This is a genomic window from Ruegeria sp. AH7, assembly GCF_056541325.1.
The window spans coordinates 252,422-271,138 of the sequence record NZ_JBQFYF010000001.1 but is presented as its reverse complement, the minus strand read 5'-3'; the positions used below and the strand labels follow the sequence as shown (position 1 = coordinate 271,138).

At 57.3% G+C, this 18,717-nt stretch carries 15 protein-coding genes; 9 read left to right on the top strand and 6 right to left on the bottom strand.

What is annotated here, in order from left to right:
* Position 1: 1 nt before the first annotated feature.
* Positions 2-2,242 carry a xanthine dehydrogenase family protein molybdopterin-binding subunit gene (locus ACR0JX_RS01370; RefSeq protein WP_480540746.1) on the top strand — a complete coding sequence of 747 codons (2,241 nt, stop codon included), beginning with the start codon at positions 2-4 and terminating at the stop codon, positions 2,240-2,242.
* Between the two features lie 45 nt (positions 2,243-2,287).
* On the opposite strand, the gene ACR0JX_RS01365 is transcribed toward ACR0JX_RS01370, so the two are convergent.
* The 3 genes from ACR0JX_RS01365 to ACR0JX_RS01355 form a co-directional block, all read right to left on the bottom strand.
* Complete coding sequence (locus tag ACR0JX_RS01365; protein WP_480540744.1) at positions 2,288-3,067, bottom strand: gamma-glutamyl-gamma-aminobutyrate hydrolase family protein; 780 nt, start codon at positions 3,065-3,067, stop codon at positions 2,288-2,290.
* A 136-nt stretch (positions 3,068-3,203) separates the two neighbouring features.
* On the bottom strand, positions 3,204-3,629 hold the full coding sequence (locus tag ACR0JX_RS01360) for a GlcG/HbpS family heme-binding protein (RefSeq protein WP_480540742.1): 426 nt from the start codon (positions 3,627-3,629) through the stop codon (positions 3,204-3,206).
* Between the two features lie 81 nt (positions 3,630-3,710).
* Positions 3,711-5,846, bottom strand: coding sequence for a malate synthase G (locus ACR0JX_RS01355; protein ID WP_480540740.1), 2,136 nt, complete (start codon positions 5,844-5,846; stop codon positions 3,711-3,713).
* 208 nt (positions 5,847-6,054) lie between these two features.
* Here ACR0JX_RS01355 and pepN point away from each other — a divergent pair, with 208 nt between their 5' ends.
* The 4 genes from pepN to gatB all read left to right on the top strand — a co-directional run bounded on the left by pepN (position 6,055) and on the right by gatB (position 12,011).
* Positions 6,055-8,607: an aminopeptidase N gene (pepN, locus tag ACR0JX_RS01350; protein ID WP_480540738.1), complete on the top strand. Its 2,553-nt coding sequence runs from the start codon at positions 6,055-6,057 to the stop codon at positions 8,605-8,607.
* Entirely contained in the window at positions 8,604-9,032 is a 429-nt protein-coding gene (locus ACR0JX_RS01345; RefSeq protein ID WP_480540736.1) for a hypothetical protein, read from the top strand. The genes pepN and ACR0JX_RS01345 overlap by 4 nt, the downstream gene beginning before the upstream one ends.
* A 128-nt stretch (positions 9,033-9,160) precedes the next feature.
* A complete protein-coding gene (locus tag ACR0JX_RS01340) occupies positions 9,161-10,420 on the top strand; it encodes a hypothetical protein (protein ID WP_480540734.1) in 1,260 nt (419 codons plus the stop codon).
* A gap of 79 nt (positions 10,421-10,499) precedes the next feature.
* A complete protein-coding gene (gene gatB / locus ACR0JX_RS01335) occupies positions 10,500-12,011 on the top strand; it encodes an Asp-tRNA(Asn)/Glu-tRNA(Gln) amidotransferase subunit GatB (RefSeq protein ID WP_480540733.1) in 1,512 nt (503 codons plus the stop codon).
* 97 nt (positions 12,012-12,108) lie between these two features.
* On the opposite strand, the gene ACR0JX_RS01330 is transcribed toward gatB, so the two are convergent.
* The gene (locus tag ACR0JX_RS01330) at positions 12,109-13,317 is read right to left on the bottom strand and encodes a hypothetical protein (protein ID WP_480540731.1); all 1,209 of its coding nucleotides are present in this window, start codon (positions 13,315-13,317) and stop codon (positions 12,109-12,111) included.
* Positions 13,318-13,674: 357 nt separating this feature from the next.
* Between ACR0JX_RS01330 and pepT the strand changes: the two genes are divergently transcribed.
* The 3 genes from pepT to ACR0JX_RS01315 all read left to right on the top strand — a co-directional run bounded on the left by pepT (position 13,675) and on the right by ACR0JX_RS01315 (position 16,482).
* Positions 13,675-14,931 (top strand): peptidase T, encoded by a 1,257-nt coding sequence (gene pepT / locus ACR0JX_RS01325; protein WP_480540729.1) that lies wholly within the window; start codon positions 13,675-13,677, stop codon positions 14,929-14,931.
* A 79-nt stretch (positions 14,932-15,010) separates the two neighbouring features.
* Complete coding sequence (locus ACR0JX_RS01320) at positions 15,011-15,439, top strand: DUF4177 domain-containing protein (RefSeq protein ID WP_480540727.1); 429 nt, start codon at positions 15,011-15,013, stop codon at positions 15,437-15,439.
* A 143-nt stretch (positions 15,440-15,582) separates the two neighbouring features.
* Entirely contained in the window at positions 15,583-16,482 is a 900-nt protein-coding gene (locus tag ACR0JX_RS01315; RefSeq protein ID WP_480540726.1) for a hypothetical protein, read from the top strand.
* Positions 16,483-16,488: 6 nt separating this feature from the next.
* On the opposite strand, the gene ACR0JX_RS01310 is transcribed toward ACR0JX_RS01315, so the two are convergent.
* Positions 16,489-16,743 (bottom strand): BolA family protein, encoded by a 255-nt coding sequence (locus tag ACR0JX_RS01310; protein ID WP_480540724.1) that lies wholly within the window; start codon positions 16,741-16,743, stop codon positions 16,489-16,491.
* 106 nt (positions 16,744-16,849) lie between these two features.
* Between ACR0JX_RS01310 and ACR0JX_RS01305 the strand changes: the two genes are divergently transcribed.
* Positions 16,850-17,476: a J domain-containing protein gene (locus tag ACR0JX_RS01305; protein WP_170532183.1), complete on the top strand. Its 627-nt coding sequence runs from the start codon at positions 16,850-16,852 to the stop codon at positions 17,474-17,476.
* 14 nt (positions 17,477-17,490) lie between these two features.
* Here ACR0JX_RS01305 and ACR0JX_RS01300 read toward each other — a convergent pair whose 3' ends face one another.
* Entirely contained in the window at positions 17,491-18,558 is a 1,068-nt protein-coding gene (locus ACR0JX_RS01300; RefSeq protein ID WP_480540722.1) for a hypothetical protein, read from the bottom strand.
* Positions 18,559-18,717: the final 159 nt, after the last annotated feature.

Below are 18,717 nucleotides of genomic sequence, written 5' to 3'. Positions count from 1 at the left end.
GATGGGCAAAGTTGGAAAAATCCTGCGCCGCACCTTCCTGATCGGGTCCGCCGCGATTGTCGGCGGTGTGGCCTTCGGTGCGTATTACGTCAGCCGACCCGCCGCGAACCCGCTGAAACCCGGCGAGGGTGAGGCTGCACTGAACCCATTCATTCTGATCGACCAGAACGGTGTAACGCTATTCGCGCCCCGCGCGGAAATGGGACAGGGCGTGCAAACCACATGGGCCGCGCTGATTGCCGAAGAACTGGACGTTGACCTTGATCAGGTCACCGTTCTGCACGGGCCTGCCGCTGCGGCCTACTACAACTCGGCTCTGATTGGCGAAGGTCTGCCCAACAAGGGCTATGACATCCCGGATATCCAGTACAATTTGGGTGAAGCACTAGGGGTGTTGGGGCGTACACTCAGCCTTCAGGTCACCGGTGGCTCGACTTCGATGAAGGACGGGTATGAACGCATGCGTCAGGCCGGGGCTTCGGCGCGCGAAACCCTGAAACGCGCCGCTGCCGACCGGCTGGGCGTTGACCCAGCAGAGTTGCAGACCGCGTCTGGCCATGTAATCGCCCCCAATGGTGACAAAATCCCTTACACCGATTTGGCCGTTGATGTCGCCGATCTTGAGCCGGTCGAGGTTCCCCTGCGCGATCCCTCCGAATGGCGCTATCTGGGGCAGTCCCAGCCGCGGCTGGATATGGTGGAGAAAGCAACGGGTACGGCAGAGTTTGGCGTCGATGTCCGCTTGCCGGGTATGAAATTCGCCGCTGTGCGCATGAACCCTAAGCTGGGTGGCGCGATGAACGGATATAATGACAGTGCCGCAACCTCGATGCCGGGTGTTGAGAAAGTTGTCGATTTGGGCACCGGAGTTGCGGTCATCGCCAACAACACATGGCTCGCCCAACAGGCGGTTGACGCAATTGACGTGGATTGGGGCGACGCCCCCTACCCGCCCGAAACCGATCAGGTCTTTGCCGAGATTGCCAAGGCGTTCGACGACGCCCCGAACTCGACCATGCGCGATGATGGCGATGTCAGCGTTATGCCCGAGGGCGCAACAGAGATCACAGCTGAGTATCAACTGCCCTATCTGGCCCATGCAACGATGGAGCCGATGAACGCCACCGCGCTTTACACCGGAAACGCGTTGGAGCTGTGGTGCGGCAACCAGGCCCCCACTCTGATCCAGTTCCGGGTTGCCAACACAGCCGGGTTGGAGACCGAAGCCGTGCAAATTCATACCACCTATCTGGGTGGCGGCTTTGGCCGACGTGGTGAGCTGGATTTTGGTGACATTGCCACCAAGGTCGCCATGGCGATGCCGGGAACGCCGGTCCAAACCACCTGGAGCCGCGAAGAAGACATGCGCCACGACTACTACCGCCCCGGTGCCATCGCCCGGATGCGGGGTGCGGTTCAGGATGGCAAAGCGGTTTTGATCGATGGCGCCGTCGCCTCACAGTCCTGTACGCAACAAGCTGTTCAGCGCTATACTGGCCTGCCTGGCGCCGGCCCGGACAAGGTATTGGTCGAAGGTTTCTTCAACCAGCCCTATGGCGTCCCGAACTATCGCATAAGCGGACATATCGCCAATCTCGATATCCCTGTCGGGTTCTGGCGCTCGGTCGGCAACAGCCATAACGGGTTCTTCCACGAGACATTCATGGATGAACTGGCCCATGCTGCAGGCCGTGACCCGCTGGAATTCAGATTGGAACTGATGCAAGACGAGCACGCCCCTTCCGCAGGATGCCTCGAAGCGGTCCGCGATATGTCGGGCTGGACGGGTCAAACAGCCAACGGTGTCGGGCGCGGTGTGGCCTTCACCTACAGCTTCGGCACCCCTGTTGCGCAAGTTATCGAAGTGGTGGATGAAGACGGCACGATCCGTATCAACAAGGCGTGGATCGCTTGTGACATGGGGCTTGCGCTGGATCCCGAGAATGTCAAAGCCCAGATGTTCGGCGGCATGATGTATGGCCTATCAGCGGCCTGCTACGGCGAGATTACCTTTGCCGACGGCGAAGTGGAGCAGTACAACTTCCCCGACTATGACGCGATCCGCATGCACACTGCGCCACAGGTTGAGGTGCGCGTGCTGGAAACCAACCGCCATATGGGCGGCGCGGGTGAGCCCGGCACGCCGCCATCCATGCCCGCGCTTGGGAACGCATTGTTCGACCTGACCGGGGAACGAGCGCGCAGCCTGCCTTTGATTAATCAGTTCGATCTGATGATCTGATGACATAGAGGCGGTCCGGCACCCATCGCCGGGCCGCTGACAATATCATGCCAATCTCTGCATCTGTTGCAGCGCGGTTCCTGAAGCCCAGTTCCGCACAGCCGCCCCAAACGCTTCAAACAGCGGACGAGACACCGGATCATTGATCGCATCCCATTCCGGGTGCCACTGAACCGAAAGGGTAAAACCGGGCGCATCCTTGATATAGATCGCCTCAGGTGTGCCATCCGGCGCATGGCCGTCGATCACAACGCGTTCGCCAATCCGTTTGATGCCCTGACCGTGCAACGTGTTCGTCATCACCTCGGTCGCACCAAAAAGATCATGAAACATACCATTTTCCGACAGGGTTACGATGTGGCGGAGGGCAAATTTTTCCTCAAGCGTCCCATCGGGCGGCATCCGGTGGTTCATGCGGCCCGGCAGGTCCCGGATTTCGGGATAAAGCGTGCCGCCCATGGCCACGTTCACCTCTTGAAACCCGCGGCATATCCCCAGAAAGGGCTGGCCACGTTCGACACAGGCGCGCACTAAAGGCAGCGTGATTGCATCCCGCGCCCGGTCGAAATCTCCATGCGCATCTGTGGCCGCTTCGCCATATTCCTCAGGGTGTACGTTGGGGCGACCACCCGTCAGCAGGAACCCGTCACAGACCTCAAGCAATTCGTCGACCGAAACATACCGCGGATCAGCTGGTATCAGCAGCGGCAGACAACCCGATACATTGGCCACTGCATCCGAATTCATCGTCCCACCCGCATGTGTGGGATACTGATCATTCATCAGATAAGAATTGCCGATAATACCAACAACGGGTCGCACCATTCCAATGTCCTTGCTTTTGCATTGATTGGAACTGACGCTATCGACACAAAGCAGCCCGTGCAACAGAGCACAGGCTGCATAACAGCGCAAAGCAATGTTCAATTGCGCACACGCCTATTAACTGGACAGTGCCGGCTTAGATTTCGCCCGTCAGCCCAGCTGCTTCGATCCCTGCCATGCCTGCAACAGCATCATTGTCAGAGGTATCGCCTGTCACACCAACCGCACCGATCACGGCACCTTTGCGGTCGCGCAGCAGAATGCCACCCGGCACTGGCACGACCTGTCCGCCATACACGCCGTTCACCGCAGCCATGAAATAGGCCTGCGCTTCGGCCCGCTGCATCTGCGCCGTGCCTGCCATGCCCAGCATGACCGCACCATATGCCTTGCCCTGCGCAATGGCGAACCGGCCGGGGGCGGCACCGTCTTCACGTTCAAACGCGATAACATGACCGCCGGCATCCAGAACCACAACCGACAGTGGTTTTAGTTCCATTTCCCGCCCTTTTTCCATCGCTTTACGTACAATGGTCCGCGCCTTGCGCAAAGAAATACCCATACCTGATCCCTTCATCTGGCCAATAATATCCTCGGGGGAGCGCGAGGGTGCAGACAGCCCCCTCGTTCCCGCAACTACCACTCAATCCTGACTGGCTTTGAATTCCAACCGCCGCGCATGCAGAACCGGCTCGGTATAGCCTGACGGCTGAACCCGGCCCTTGAAGACCAGATCGCAAGCAGCCTGAAAAGCGACACCGTCAAATCCCGGCGCCATCGGGACATAGTTTGAATCGCTCGCATTCTGGCGATCCACTACAGCCGCCATTTTCTGCATCGCGGCCATCACTTGTGCCTCGCTCACCACATCATGATGCAGCCAGTTCGCCAGCGCCTGGGATGAGATACGGCAGGTCGCGCGATCCTCCATCAACCCGACATCATGGATGTCCGGCACTTTCGAACAGCCCACGCCCTGATCGACCCAGCGTACTACATAACCCAGGATGCCCTGCGCGTTGTTCTCGATCTCGCGGGTGATTTCCTCATCGCTCAGGTTGCGACCACCCAATAATGGAACGGTCAGCAGATCATCCAAAGTACCGCGCGCGCCGCCAGCTGCGATTTCATCCTGCCGGGCAAGCACATCCACCTTGTGGTAATGCGTTGCATGCAGAGTTGCCGCTGTAGGAGATGGAACCCAAGCGCAGGTTGCGCCAGATTGCGGGTGGCCGATCTTGGCTTCCAGCATCTCACCCATCCGGTCGGGCATCGCCCACATACCTTTGCCGATCTGCGCCTTGCCTTTGAGACCGCAGGCTAGGCCGATATCGACATTGCGATCCTCATACGAGGCTATCCACGGCGTGGTTTTGATGTCCCCCTTGGGCAGCATCGGACCCGCTTCCATCGAGGTATGAATCTCATCCCCGGTACGATCCAGGAACCCGGTATTGATAAACGCCACGCGCGATTTCGCGGCGCGGATGCACTCGGTCAGGTTTGCCGAGGTGCGGCGTTCCTCGTCCATGATGCCCAGTTTCACGGTGTTGCGCGGCAGTCCCAGAACATCTTCGACCATGTCGAAAATCTCAACCGCGAAAGCGACCTCTGCGGGGCCATGCATCTTGGGTTTGACCACATAGACAGACCCTTCGACCGAGTTCCCGCCGTCGCGCTTCAGGTCATGCATTGCGATCAACGTGGTGCACAGCGCATCCATCAGCCCCTCACCGATCTCATTGCCTTCAGCGTCCAATACGGCCGGGTTGGTCATCAGGTGGCCCACATTCCGTATCAACATCAGCGACCGGCCCTTTAGCCACGCCTGACCGCCTTGAGCTGTGGTGTATTCCACATCATCCGCAAGCTTACGGGTGAAGGTTTCGCCGCCCTTCGTGACCTCCTCGGTCAGGTCGCCTTTCATCAAGCCCAGCCAGTTGCCATAAGCGACAACTTTGTCTTCGGCATCCACGCAGGCGACCGAATCTTCGCAATCCATGATGGTCGACAGCGCCGATTCCAGGCGCATATCGGCAATGCCCGCAGGATCACTCGTCCCAATTGCGCTGGACGGGTCGATCATGATTTGAATGTGCAAGCCATTGTTTTTCAACAATACGAACGCAGGCTTATTTGCTTCCCCGCCGAAACCGGCAAACTGTGCAGGATTGGCTAACGCGGGAGTCAACGCTCCGGCATCGATGGTCAGCCCCGCGACATCAGCCCATGATCCTTCGGCAAGCGGCGCAACCTCATCCAGAAACGCTTTGGCCCATGCAATTACACGCGCCCCACGCTTTTCGTCATAGCCCCCACCCGCAGGCAGATCGCCCATTGCGTCTGTCCCGTAGAGTGCATCATATAGACTGCCCCAGCGTGCGTTTGCCGCGTTCAAAGCAAAGCGGGCATTGGTAATTGGCACGACAAGCTGCGGGCCAGGGGTCAGCGCGATCTCGGGGTCCACATTTGCCGTTTTGATCTGAAACGCCTCGCCTTCATCAACCAGATACCCGATCTCTTTCAAGAAAGCCTGATAGGCGGAGGGATCCATGGGTTGCGATTTTTCTGCAAGATGCCAGCCATCGACACGACTTTGAATATCCGCGCGCTTGGCCAGAAGGGCACGGTTCTTGGGCCCCAGCTCTAGAACCATACGTGCGAGACCAGCCCAGAAATGCTCGGACGATACGCCCGTCCCTGGCAGCGCCTGAGTCTCGATAAACTCAACCAGTATTGGGTCTACCTGCAACCCGCTCAGGGTCTGTCTGCCACTCATATGTTGCTCTCCCGCGTTTGTGTGCCGATGTATGCCAAACTGACTTAAGCCGAATGTTTCCGATAGGCAACTTTTGTCTAAGGTTTCTCATCGCCCAGTTTTGCCTAAAGCTGTTTCAAAAGCGGCAAGGCAATCGCGCGGGCCGGTTGCAGCCCCGGATCGAAGCTCATAACGTCGCGAAAAACCCAAAACCGATGCGAGGCCTCGGATGCGCGACGAAACTGGCAAGACAATCTATCTGAAAGACTACACGCCCTTTGGGTTCCTGGTGGACAGCGTTCATCTGACCTTTGATCTCGCACCACATGCAACGCGTGTGAAATCGCGCATCGCATTTCGACCAAACCCCGATGCCTCGGACCACCGCTTCTTTTTGCATGGGGAAGAGTTAAAGCTGATACGTGCGTCCATTGATGGCACAGATGTGAACCCTGCGGTGACCGAGCAAGGTTTGACTGCCGATGTCCCCGATGCGCCATTCATCTGGGAGGCCGAGGTCGAGATCGACCCCGGCAACAACACCGCGCTGGAGGGGTTGTACATGTCAAACGGCATGTACTGCACCCAATGCGAGGCCGAGGGGTTTCGCAAGATCACCTACTATCCCGACCGCCCCGATGTGATGTCCACATTCACAGTGCGGATCAACGGCGACCTTCCTGTTCTGCTTTCTAATGGCAACCCATCGGGCAAAGGCAAAGGCTGGGCCGAATGGACCGATCCATGGCCCAAACCCGCGTATCTGTTCGCTTTGGTCGCCGGAGACCTGATCGCGCATCCGGGCCGGTTCACCACCATGTCGGGCCGCGAGGTAGAGCTGAACCTCTGGGTGCGCCCCGGTGACGAAGGCAAATGTGCCTTCGGGATGGAGGCGCTGAAGAAGTCCATGGAATGGGATGAGGACGTCTACGGCCGCGAATACGATCTTGATGTGTTCAACATCGTCGCCGTGGATGATTTCAACATGGGCGCGATGGAGAACAAGGGGTTGAACATCTTCAACTCCTCCGCTGTTCTGGCCAGTCCTGAAACTTCAACCGATCTGAATTTCGAACGGATCGAGGCCATCATCGCGCATGAGTATTTCCACAACTGGACCGGCAACCGCATCACCTGCCGCGATTGGTTCCAGCTGTGTTTAAAAGAGGGGCTGACGGTGCTCCGTGATGCGCAGTTCACCTCCGATATGCGTTCGGCCCCGGTGAAGCGCATCCACGATGCTATCGACCTGCGCGCACGCCAGTTCCCCGAGGACAATGGGCCGCTGTCGCATCCAGTGAGACCGGAAAGCTTTCAGGAAATCAACAACTTCTATACCTCAACAGTCTATGAGAAAGGCGCCGAGGTGATTTGTATGCTGAAACGGCTGGTCGGCGATGAGGCATATGCCAAAGCGCTAAACCTCTACTTTGACCGCCATGACGGGCAGGCCTGCACGATTGAGGACTGGCTACAAGTGTTCGAAGACACGACGGGCCGCGACCTCAGCCAGTTCAAGCGCTGGTACAGCCAATCCGGCACGCCAAAGGTTTCGGTCGCCGAAGACTGGAACGATGGGACCTATACTCTGACGCTGAGCCAGCGCACAGAGCCGACACCAGGACAGACCGAAAAGCTGCCGCAGGTCATCCCCATCGCGGTCGGCCTCCTTGGTCCAAACGGTGACGAAGTGCGCGCCACCGAAGTGCTGGAACTGACCAAAACCGAGCAGAGCTTTACCTTCTCGGGTCTCACGGCCAAGCCAGTACCGTCGATCCTGCGAGATTTCTCGGCGCCGGTGATCCTTGAACACGATCACACCAACGCAGATCGTGCCTTCTTGCTGGCCCATGACACCGACCCGTTCAACCGCTGGCAAGCCGGGCGTTCACTGGCCGAAGACACCTTGTTGCGCATGATTGCAGAGGACGCAACGCCAGGAACCGACTACCTGGACGGGTTGCTGGCCGTGCTACGCGATGGGGATTTAGATCCCGCCTACCGAGCGCTGATGCTGGGCCTGCCCACACAATCGGAACTTGCAGCGGCTTTGCACGAACGGGGCCGTACGCCCGATCCGATGGCGATCTGGACCGCGACCGAGACTTTGCGGCAAGCCACAGCCCAGCATCTGCAAGACCTGTTGCCTCGCCTGCATAGCGAAGCGCTGGTGGACGTGCCCTATGCGCCGGATGCCGAACAATCTGGCAAGCGCGCACTGGGCGGCGCGGCACTGGCTTTGACCACCCGTCTGGATGGAGGCGCACTATCGGCTGAATCCTACGCGAAGTCGGATAACATGACCTTGCAACTCTCGGCCCTGTCCTGCCTTCTGCGTGCCCGGAAAGGCAAGGCGGAATTGGCCGGATTCTATGATCAATGGCAGCATGATCGGTTGGTCATCGACAAATGGTTCGGTTTGCAAGTGGCAATGGCCGCGCCCGAAGTCACGGCGGATGTCGCACAGAAGCTAACGGAACATGCTGATTTCAATTGGAAAAACCCCAACCGATTCCGCGCTGTGATGGGTGGTTTGGCAATGAATCATGCAGGCTTTCATCAGCTTGATGGCGCAGGGTATCAACTACTGACCGATTGGTTGATCAAACTGGATCCCGTGAACCCGCAAACCACGGCGCGCATGTGTTCAGCCTTCCAGACCTGGAGGCGATATGATGCGGGCCGACAGGACCTGATTCAGGCGCAACTGACCCGCATCTCCGAAACACCAAACCTGTCGCGCGACACGATCGAAATGATCTCGCGCATACTAAACGCATGACGACCTACACGTTTACGCGGCGCAATCGGAACCCTCGGACAGTCATTCTTCTGATCGGCATCTACGCGGCTTTGCTTGCGCTGATTATTCTGTTTGACGCTGTATGGTGGCTGATGGCTTTGCTGGCTTTGACGACCCTGCCCGCGATATGGGATGTTTTGCACGACAGCAGTGCGGGTATTCAATTCGATCGGGATAGCCTGCGCTGGTATTCCGGCAAACGGCAGGGCCAGATCGCTTTGGAAGAGGTTGATTTCTTTCGATTTGATACGCGCTGGGATTTCTCGGTCCGCGTCTCATTGGTGCTGAAATCGGAAAAGCGCATCCGCCTGCCTGATGAGTCGTTGCCGCCGCATCGAGAGTTTGAAAACGTTGTCACCCAAGCCGGTTTCCGCGTTGAGCGCCATCATTTCTCTGTTTTCTGAAACGATCCACGCAGCCGAGTGCGATTACACAGGATTCATGGAAGGTAACGCGCATTTAACTTGAAATCGTCGGGTTTTCCGGCCAGCCTACCCTGCAGTTACCAGTTTTTAAGTTCTCGAGTTCCACTATGTTCCGCATTGCACGGGCAATCTCTGCCCGATTTTCACCTCAGAAACCGCAAGCTGCACCTGATCTCTGTCCAGCTAATTCTGCCTTGGCCGCCGCTCTACCCGAACAGGGCCAGTTGAACATTCCCGTTGCCAAGCTTGACCCCAAGGATCTTGTGGGCCGTGAGATGATCGAACGCGGGCGTCATCTGGCGCGTCAGGATCGGTGGGATGAATTGTCCGCAGAAATGCGCGCTGCAGATCAGACAGGCGCGACGGCGCCGGATGGGATGCCGATTGCCGATTTGTTGGGTTTTGGCGCCCGGTCTGACGTGGTTTTGGCGGCGGAACATGCGTTGTCAGATGGCAAGGCCGTTTCCGACTATGATCTTCTGGGGGGAATTTCGGAACTTGAAACCGAGATGCGCGATCATCCGGGTGATCCAATGATTGCTGCAATCGTCGCGCTGGCACATATTGATATTGCGTGGGCTTGGCGAGGCAATTCGGCGGATGCGACTTTGCCTGCGCTGCACAGCTCGCGTTGCGCGGCCCATTTCGATCGCGCCGGGCAAATCCTACCGGACTGCACAGCCACCGCACCCGATAGCCCGCTTATCGCTGCGGCCAACTGTGCGTTGCTAGCCGGTCAACGCAAGGAGACCGCTCGGGTCGCCGAAAAGTATGAGCGCCTAATTGACCTCGACCCGAAAAACCAGCGCCATATGCGCGCGATGGGCAGTCATCTGCTGCCTCGCTGGTTCGGCAGCTATGAGGAGCTTGAACTACAAGCCCTACGCAACGCGGCCAGAACACACGACACATGGGGCGCAGGCGGTTACACATGGGTCCAGTTCGACGCCATCGCGATGGATGCCGAAGCTTGCGCGCGGGTGGATGTCGAGTATTTCCTTGAAGGCCTGCGCGATATTCTGCGGCTGCACCCCGGTCAGCAAATGGTTAATATGCTGTCCGCCTATTGCGCGATCACGGTGCAAAATGGGCTGGGCTTGAACGAGAAGGCCGATCAGGTCCGCAGCCAGATGCGCGAGACCGCCAATTGGCTGATCCGCGACCATCTGACCGAGCTGCATCCGCTGATTTGGGCCCATGCAACTGCGGGCTTCAACAACTCAGTGCGTATCAATTCACCCGAGCGATTTGCAGCACGTGGACAGCGCGATGCGCTGCGTACGATCGGCGATTTCTTCCGGGATGAGTTGGGCAGCGGCAAGGACGTGACATTTACTCCTACCGGTCTGCAATTCTCGCAGCACTGAATCGCGCCTTTACCCCTTGCCCCTAGGCCCCGCCGAGCCTAATACGCAGGCTTAGACTTCTGCGGATATGAGGCGCGCCATGCTCGACCTGACATACGAAATGCCCACACCCAAAACCATTGCCGGGGCCAAGCACGATTGGGAACTGGTGATCGGGATGGAGGTGCACGCTCAGGTCTCGTCCAATGCCAAGCTGTTTTCCGGCGCGTCGACCCAATTCGGGGCCGAGCCGAACTCGAACGTGGCCTTCGTGGATGCGGCAATGCCGGGCATGCTGCCTGTGATCAACGAATATTGCGTGGAACAGGCCGTGCGCACGGGTCTGGGCCTGAAGGCGGATATCAACCTGAAATCGGCTTTTGACCGCAAAAACTATTTCTACCCCGACCTGCCGCAAGGCTACCAGATTTCGCAGCTGTACCACCCCATCGTGGGCGAAGGTGAAGTGTTGGTTGAGATGGGTGATGGCACCGCACGTATGGTCCGTATCGAACGCATCCACATGGAACAGGACGCCGGTAAATCGATCCACGACATGGACCCGCATATGTCCTTCGTCGACCTGAACCGGACTGGTGTCTGCCTGATGGAGATCGTCTCGCGCCCCGACATCCGTGGCCCCGAAGAAGCCGCCGCTTACATCGCCAAGCTGCGCCAGATCATGCGTTATTTGGGTACTTGCGATGGCAACATGCAGAACGGCAACCTACGGGCGGACGTGAACGTCTCGATCTGCTTGCCGGGTGCGTATGAGAAGTATCAGGAAACGCAGGACTTCTCGCATCTGGGCACGCGTTGCGAGATCAAGAATATGAACTCGATGCGTTTTATCCAGCAGGCGATTGAGGTCGAAGCCCGCCGTCAGATCGCCATCGTCGAAGGCGGTGGCAAAGTCGATCAAGAAACCCGCTTGTACGATCCGGACAAGGGTGAGACCCGCTCGATGCGGTCCAAGGAAGAAGCGCATGACTACCGCTATTTCCCAGACCCCGACCTGCTGCCGCTGGAGATCGAACAGGCATGGGTCGATGACATCGCCGCCAAGCTGCCGGAACTGCCCGACGAGAAAAAAGCGCGGTTCATCGAAGCGTTCGGCCTGACCGACTATGACGCCTCAGTACTGACCGCCGAGGTCGAAAGCGCCGCCTATTTCGAAGAGGTCGCAAAAGGCCGCAACGGCAAACTGGCCGCGAACTGGGTCATCAACGAACTGTTTGGCCGCCTGAAAAAAGAAGATCACGACATCACCGAGTCGCCCGTATCTCCGGCTCAGTTGGGTGGGATCATTGATCTAATCTCGTCGGATGCCATCTCGGGCAAGATCGCCAAGGACCTGTTCGAGATCGTCTACACCGAAGGTGGTGACCCGGCGCAGATCGTGGAAGAGCGCGGCATGAAGCAGGTCACTGACACTGGCGCCATCGAGGCCGCCTTGGACGAGATCATCGCAGCAAACCCGGCGCAGGTCGAAAAGGCCAAGGTAAACCCGAAACTGGCAGGCTGGTTCGTCGGTCAGGTGATGAAAGCCACCGGCGGCAAAGCCAACCCCAAGGCCGTCAACGAACTGGTCAGCAAAAAACTAGGCGACTGAATTCGCCAGCCTCAAAGCGCGTGCGTCCCTGTTTTGCTCGAATACGGGCAAAACAGGGACCAAAGCGCTGCGTGAAACCCAGCCTATTCACGAAACTCTATTGTTCGACAACGTCCACGGATTTGTTGCAGTCATCGCGGAACCGGCCGCTACAGCCGTTGTTGAGCTGAGCGAACATGAAAACCGCCTGATTGTAGTTTAGCTCTGGGTATTCCGTAAGGATGTTCTGAATTACCTTCGCCTGTTTCGTTGAATCGTTGATACTGAAGAAAACCGGACGCTGGTGCCGCTTTTTGATTTCATCCCGATCCATTTCCACCCAGTCACCGGCGAGATTAAATTCGTAGACGTCATTCACATCGTCGTCGTCATTCCAGAAGCTGATCTCGATCGAGTTGATCCAATCCCCCGGCTTGGTGGTCCCTGCACCACTTTGACAGTCAAATCTCTTTTCAACGAAGAAGGGGGTTTCCCCCATGTCAGCGCTCTTCATCAGGCCCCACTGGCTAAAAACAGAGGATTCGGACGAATCTGTCTGAGTTCTGCTGGAACTGATTGACGTACCCTTGTCTTCAAATCCGCCGCCAGCCGATGCAGACGCTTTGAACCAGCTCCAGAATCCGACTTCGGCCTCGACCGATGCCTCGACGAACGCTTTAACGATCTCTTCCTCCTTGAACTCAACCGTGCTGGTTGTGTTGCAGGGAAAAAAGTAATCGTCCACAAAAACAAATTCTGTCAACGGGTGCTCTCGATCAAGGCGAAACAGTACGCCTTGCTGTTCGAACAAATCCAGATCACGCTCGTAAATGTCGAACGTGTATATACTGCTTGAGGCCGGTCCGAGCGCCGCGATTGTTGCGTCATCGGGATATGCGGTCGCTTTCAAGCGCAGTCCCAACGTGGTGTCCGTACCCGTTTCGGACAGTTCGAACACCCAGCCTTCCCCAACGGGTTCGGAGTGCCTGCATCCTCCCGAAGTCACAATGGGGTTCGTTTCCCCGGGGCAATAGACCGACTGGATCAGACGAAAACGCGCGCTGTCATCCGGCACGGAGATCGTGCTGTAGCGCGCGACACCCCGTCTTGGGAACAGTTCGAGATTGACAGGATAGCCGTGGAAAGTATGCGCTGAACGATACTTTCTGCCCTTGGAACCCGATACCCGGTCTGACTTCTGAATGTCAAAGATCAGTGTCCCTTCCGGCAGCCAGAGTTGCACAGGGCGCCGTCCAAAAGGGTCAAAATCGCGTCCCTCGGCCCAAAGCCCTTCGGTCAACTCGGCAACAGGTACTGATTGCGCCACGCAGGATGCTGCACTCAAAGTCAAAGCGACGCATGTTAAGGCAGCTCTGCACAGATTATGGATTCCGTTCACTTTCCCCTCCTTCAAATACATTCGAATAAGTTTGTTCTTTCAATGCTGAAGAGTGTGTCAGATATGCGTCCGGTCAGGCAAGGGAGTAGTTTTTCGGGCAACTGACTTTCTGCTTCAACCGAGAACCACCTGATCTGCCCAACACATATTGAAGTACGAAGACCGAGGTACTCCGCTAAGTCAAAAGTAGAGACACGGTCGGTTCAGGAAAATTCGAATTCCGGGCGCTCGCTTGACACCACCGGAAATTGCTCGTCTTGCTTAGACTAAAATATGCGAGGCATCATGACAAACAGATTTGACCAGGAACTCGAAACCCGGCTGATGCGCTACGCCGCAATCGACAGCCAAAGTGACGAGACCTCGCCCTCGACCCCCAGCACCGACATACAGTTTGACATGCTGAAACTGCTGCAGCAAGAACTGACAGACATCGGCGCCCAGGATGTTGAGATAACGGGAGACAGCGTTGTTGTGGCCACCATTCCCGGCACCGCCAAAGGGCCGACCGTGGGATTTCTGGCCCATGTCGATACCGCCCCGCAATTCAACGCAACCGGGGTCAAACCGCGCGTCATCAAGGGCTATAACGGCGGTGAGATCACCTTTCCCGACGATCCCGATTTGGTTCTGTCCCCGGAGGAACACCCTTATCTGGCCGAAAAGATAGGCCATGATCTGGTCACCGCTTCGGGTACGACCTTGCTCGGCGCCGATGACAAAGCGGGCGTGTCGATCCTGATGACAATGGCGCGGCACCTGATAGAAAATCCAGACATTCCACACGGGCCAATCCGCATTGCTTTCACCCCGGATGAAGAAATCGGGCGCGGCGTTACCGAGCAACTGCCAAAGGACCTCAAGGCCGATTTCGCCTATACGCTGGACGGACAAGAGGTGGGCGAGATCGAATATGAAAGCTTCTCGGCCGACCGTGCGGTGATCAAGATCACCGGCGTGTCGATCCATCCCGGTCTGGCGAAGGAAAAGATGGTCAATGCCACCCATCTGGCCGCAAAGATCGTACAGACCCTCCCACAAGCCACTCTGACCCCCGAAGTCACCGATGGGCGCGAAGGGTTCATCCATGTCACCGACATGAATGGCGGCTCGTCCGAGATGGAAATCAAGCTGATCCTGCGGGATTTCGAGATGGAGGGGCTTGAGGCCCAGCGCGATCTGGTGCGCAAGGTCTGCGACGCTGTTCAGGCCTCGGAACCGCGCGCGACCATCACCTGCGACATCAGCCACCAATACCGCAATATGCGCTATTGGCTCGAGAATGACATGACACCCGTCGATCTGGCGCGCGAAGCCTGTCAGGAACTGGGCATCGAGCCCCTCTCCGTTCCGATTCGCGGCGGCACCGATGGCTCTCGGCTGACCGAATTCGGCACGCCCTGTCCCAACCTGTTCACCGGTATGCAGTGTATACATGGACCGCTGGAGTGGATCTCGGTCCAGGACATGGCGCTGGCAACGGAGCTTTGCCTGTCAGTTGTGACCAAAGCGGCACAGGCCAGCGGCAACATGCGGAGCTAAATCTCGCCGATCCCGCAACGATGCTTTCGCCCGGGGACCAGCATGTTAAGTTGGCGCGAATATGGTTTAGGAACAGTTGATGCAGCGCTACGAATACAAGGTCATCCCCGCCCCGCAAAAAGGTGTCAAAGCCAAGGGCGTGAAAACGACCGAGGGCCGCTTTGCCGCCTCGGTCGAGCAGGTGTTGAACCAGATGGGCCAGGACGGTTGGGAGTATCAGCGCGCGGAACTACTGCCCAGCGAGGAACGCTCGGGCCTGACGGGGTCGACAACTAACTGGCGCAATGTGCTGGTGTTTCGGCGGGCGGTGGCGCAAGACGCGCCAGACGTCGAGACGGCACCCGTGGCTGCAGCCCCAACTCCCAACGAGACGCCTGAAGGCGTACCGTTGGCGCATCCGGTACCTGGGCCGGATGCGGTTCAAGCCCCGGAACCGATTTCAGCCGAAGCAGATGAGCCTCCGCTGACGTTGAAACCCAGTGAAAAAGGCAGTGAAGACACCAAGTAGCGCCCGTTAGGATCGAAAGGCTCTGTGGGTGTGGTTATGATGGCACGGATTTAACCGACGGGATTGAGGTGGTCATCCGTTTAAGGGTTCTAGTCGTATCGTTCTGAGATACCTTTTTTGCATCGATTGGGAACCCAGCCGCGATGAAACCATGCACCGCTTGTCTTCACTTAATCACCGCCATCGCCTGTCAGGTTGCACTGCCCGCCGCTGCACAACAACCGCTGGGTTGGGTCAGCCAGATCGACGGGCTTGCAGTATATCAGAGCAGCGCAGATCTGGATCAGGGTGGGGACTTTAGTGCGACGCGCTCGTTCCTGCGGGCCACAGGATTGTATAATTTCGACAGCGAAACCTCGCTCGGTTTTTCGCTCAGCTACGGTCAGATAGACTATGATTTCAGCGCGGCCGGTAACCAGCCTTGGAACGATATTCGCGACATCCGAATTTCAGCTCCGCTTCGTTTTCAGGCCGGGCAACGAACCAATGTGTTCATATCTCCCCAGGTCAGATGGGACTATCAAAGCAGTGCGGAGTTGTCTGATGGCCGTACCTATGGCGTTTTTGCAGGTATTGCGTGGCGCCTGAGCGAAAGCCTGACCATCGGCCCTGCTCTAGGGGCCTTCACACAACTGGAAGACAGCGGCGTGGAAGTCTTTCCGGCACTGTTGGTCGACTGGGACATCAATGATCGCTGGAATCTGAACACTGGATCAGGAATTGGTGCCACGCGCGGGCCCGGGTTGACTCTCAGCTATGCGATGAATGGCGATTTCAGCCTCTCGCTTTCCGCCCGGTCCGAGAAAATCCGCTTTCGGTTGGACGACAGCGGGCTAGCGCCCAACGGGATTGGCGAAGATCAGAGCATCCCGGTCGTCGCATCTCTAAACTACGCGCCAAATCCCGGCCTGTCGGTAACCGTCTTTGCAGGGGCAGAATTCGATGGTCGACTGACACTAGAGGACGAAACCGGCACTGAGATCAGCCGTCAAAGCTATGACACAGCCCCACTTGTCGGTCTCGCCTTTCGGTTGCGGTTCTAAACGCATTCAGACGTCGATATCCAACGCCAGTGCGTGGATGCGTGGCAAGACATCGCCCAACGCCTTGTGCACCGCCCGGTGACGCGCGACGCGCGATTGACCCTCGAACGCGGCGGCGCGGATGCGGACGTTGAAATGGCTCTCCCCGCCTTCCTGAAAGCCTGCATGGCCGCGATGGCTTTCGCTGTCGTCGATCACCTCTAACTCTCGCGGGTCAAAGGCGGCTTGAAGGCGGGTTCGGATGTCCTCGGTTATGCTCAATTTTGTGCTCAGCGGCAAAAAACTTGCCGCCCCCCTCTTCTACTTTCGGCAGCTTAGACTAAACTGCTGCCTCCGAGTCGAAAAGATGCGTTCGTGAGGATAAAGTATGGCGAAATCAGACCCCTTTGGATTCGATATGTCCGTTTCCAGCGCCAAGAAAAAGAACCCGCGCGGGCGTCGGGGCATGTCGGGTGCGTCTGAAACCTCGGTGCGAATCTGTGACCATCCCGGATGTCAGGAGCCCGGAAAGTACCGCGCACCCAAGGCCCCGGATGTGTTGGATGATTTCTACTGGTTCTGCCAACAACATGTGCGTGAATATAACCAGAAATGGAACTTCTTTGATGGCACGACCGAGGCCGAGCTGAATGCGCAACGCTCGAAAGACAAGGTGTGGGAACGTGAAACAAAGCCCATGGGCGACCCTGAAGCCCGCGCTTGGGCCCGTCTGGGCATCGAGGACCCGCATCAGGTTCTAGGCGCAAACAGCACCCAAAACAAAGGTCGCACGTCGGGTGGCGGTGGGCGCCGCCTTCCGCCGACCGAGCGTCGCGCCATTGAGATTCTTGAGGCCAATGACAGCTGGTCCAAAGCCGAAGTACGCAAAGCCTATAAAAAGCTGATCAAGGTCCTGCACCCTGACATGAATGGCGGCGACCGGTCACAAGAGGAACAGCTGCAAGAGGTGGTCTGGGCCTGGGATCAAATCAAGGACAGCCGGAACTTTAAGTAGCTTGGGGCTGAAGGTTAGTCCTTTATCGCAAGCTCTAAGATATTAAGCAGGCTGGCTGCGCCTTCGGCCAGATCCATCCCAAGCTCTGCTTTGTCAGCCGGGGACAAGTTTGACCACAGGCAGCCCGTGTGATCGCCTTTCAAAATCACCGCATCCGCGCGACCGGTTTCAACATCCAGTGTCATGCTGAGGTCTTCGGTTTCCATCTGCAACGCAGGCGCCCCGTGGGTCAAATGGCGCAAGGCGGCCTTTCGCTCGGATTGCAGCTCTGCAATGCGCTGTTCGCGTTCAGCCTGATGTAGCGTGGCTGCTTTGTCCATGTCTTTGCGCCAAGCACGCATCGCAGCAAGCACTGCGCCCCCTGCCGTAAGCGGCAACAATGGTGGGCACAGGACCCCAACCACAACACCCAACCCGACCCCGGCCCCGACGCCATGTTTCAGAGCTCGCCCCCCTGCATTCAGCCGCATGGATATCGGAGTCAAAACGGTGTCAGACAGTGCACCAGACACGGTTTTCTGCAAATTCTCGAACAATGCCGGAGCAGACGCGGCGCGAGATAATGTACCTGAAACACCGCTCTGAAGGCCGCTAACCAAACTAGGCATTGCAGTTGCATGCGATTTCGCACCCTGCCACGCGGAGTCCGAAGCCGAAGCAAGGCCATCGAGCGCGCGCGTAAGGCGCGACGGCTTTTGATAGGGTTCGTCCGGGACTGCTGCGTATTGGGCAAGCACCCCAAGCTCGGTCTTGGCATCCATCAATTTGGATTGTTCCATGCGTCGTCTAGCTTCTTTGGCCAGCTGCGCAGCTCGATGAACCGAAATCAGAATCTGGTGTTTTTCATCATCCGATACAGACACCATCTGATCCATGTCATCGAATATCGACATGATGGCGAGGAAGCTTGGTACATGAACGATATGGAACGCCCTGTTTTGCCGCCACTTGGCAGGCTCGGCTTTTAGGGCTTTGTCTATGTAGACCAGATCATCCTTTAGAGTTCCAATAGCGCGTCCGAAATCTCGATCAACGGATTGGCGTCTTTCAACGAGCTTGGCTAGAGCATTAATATTGCTCAATTTTTCATCATCAATATCAATCATTTCTAAACTAGAACACGCTCTACATAATCGATCTTTTGTTGGTCGTAATCCTACCGACAGATGCATCGGGTTTCGAGTTATTTCTGTCAGAAACGAATTTTCGCGCGCTTTTCAGGACTCTCAAAATAACCGAGG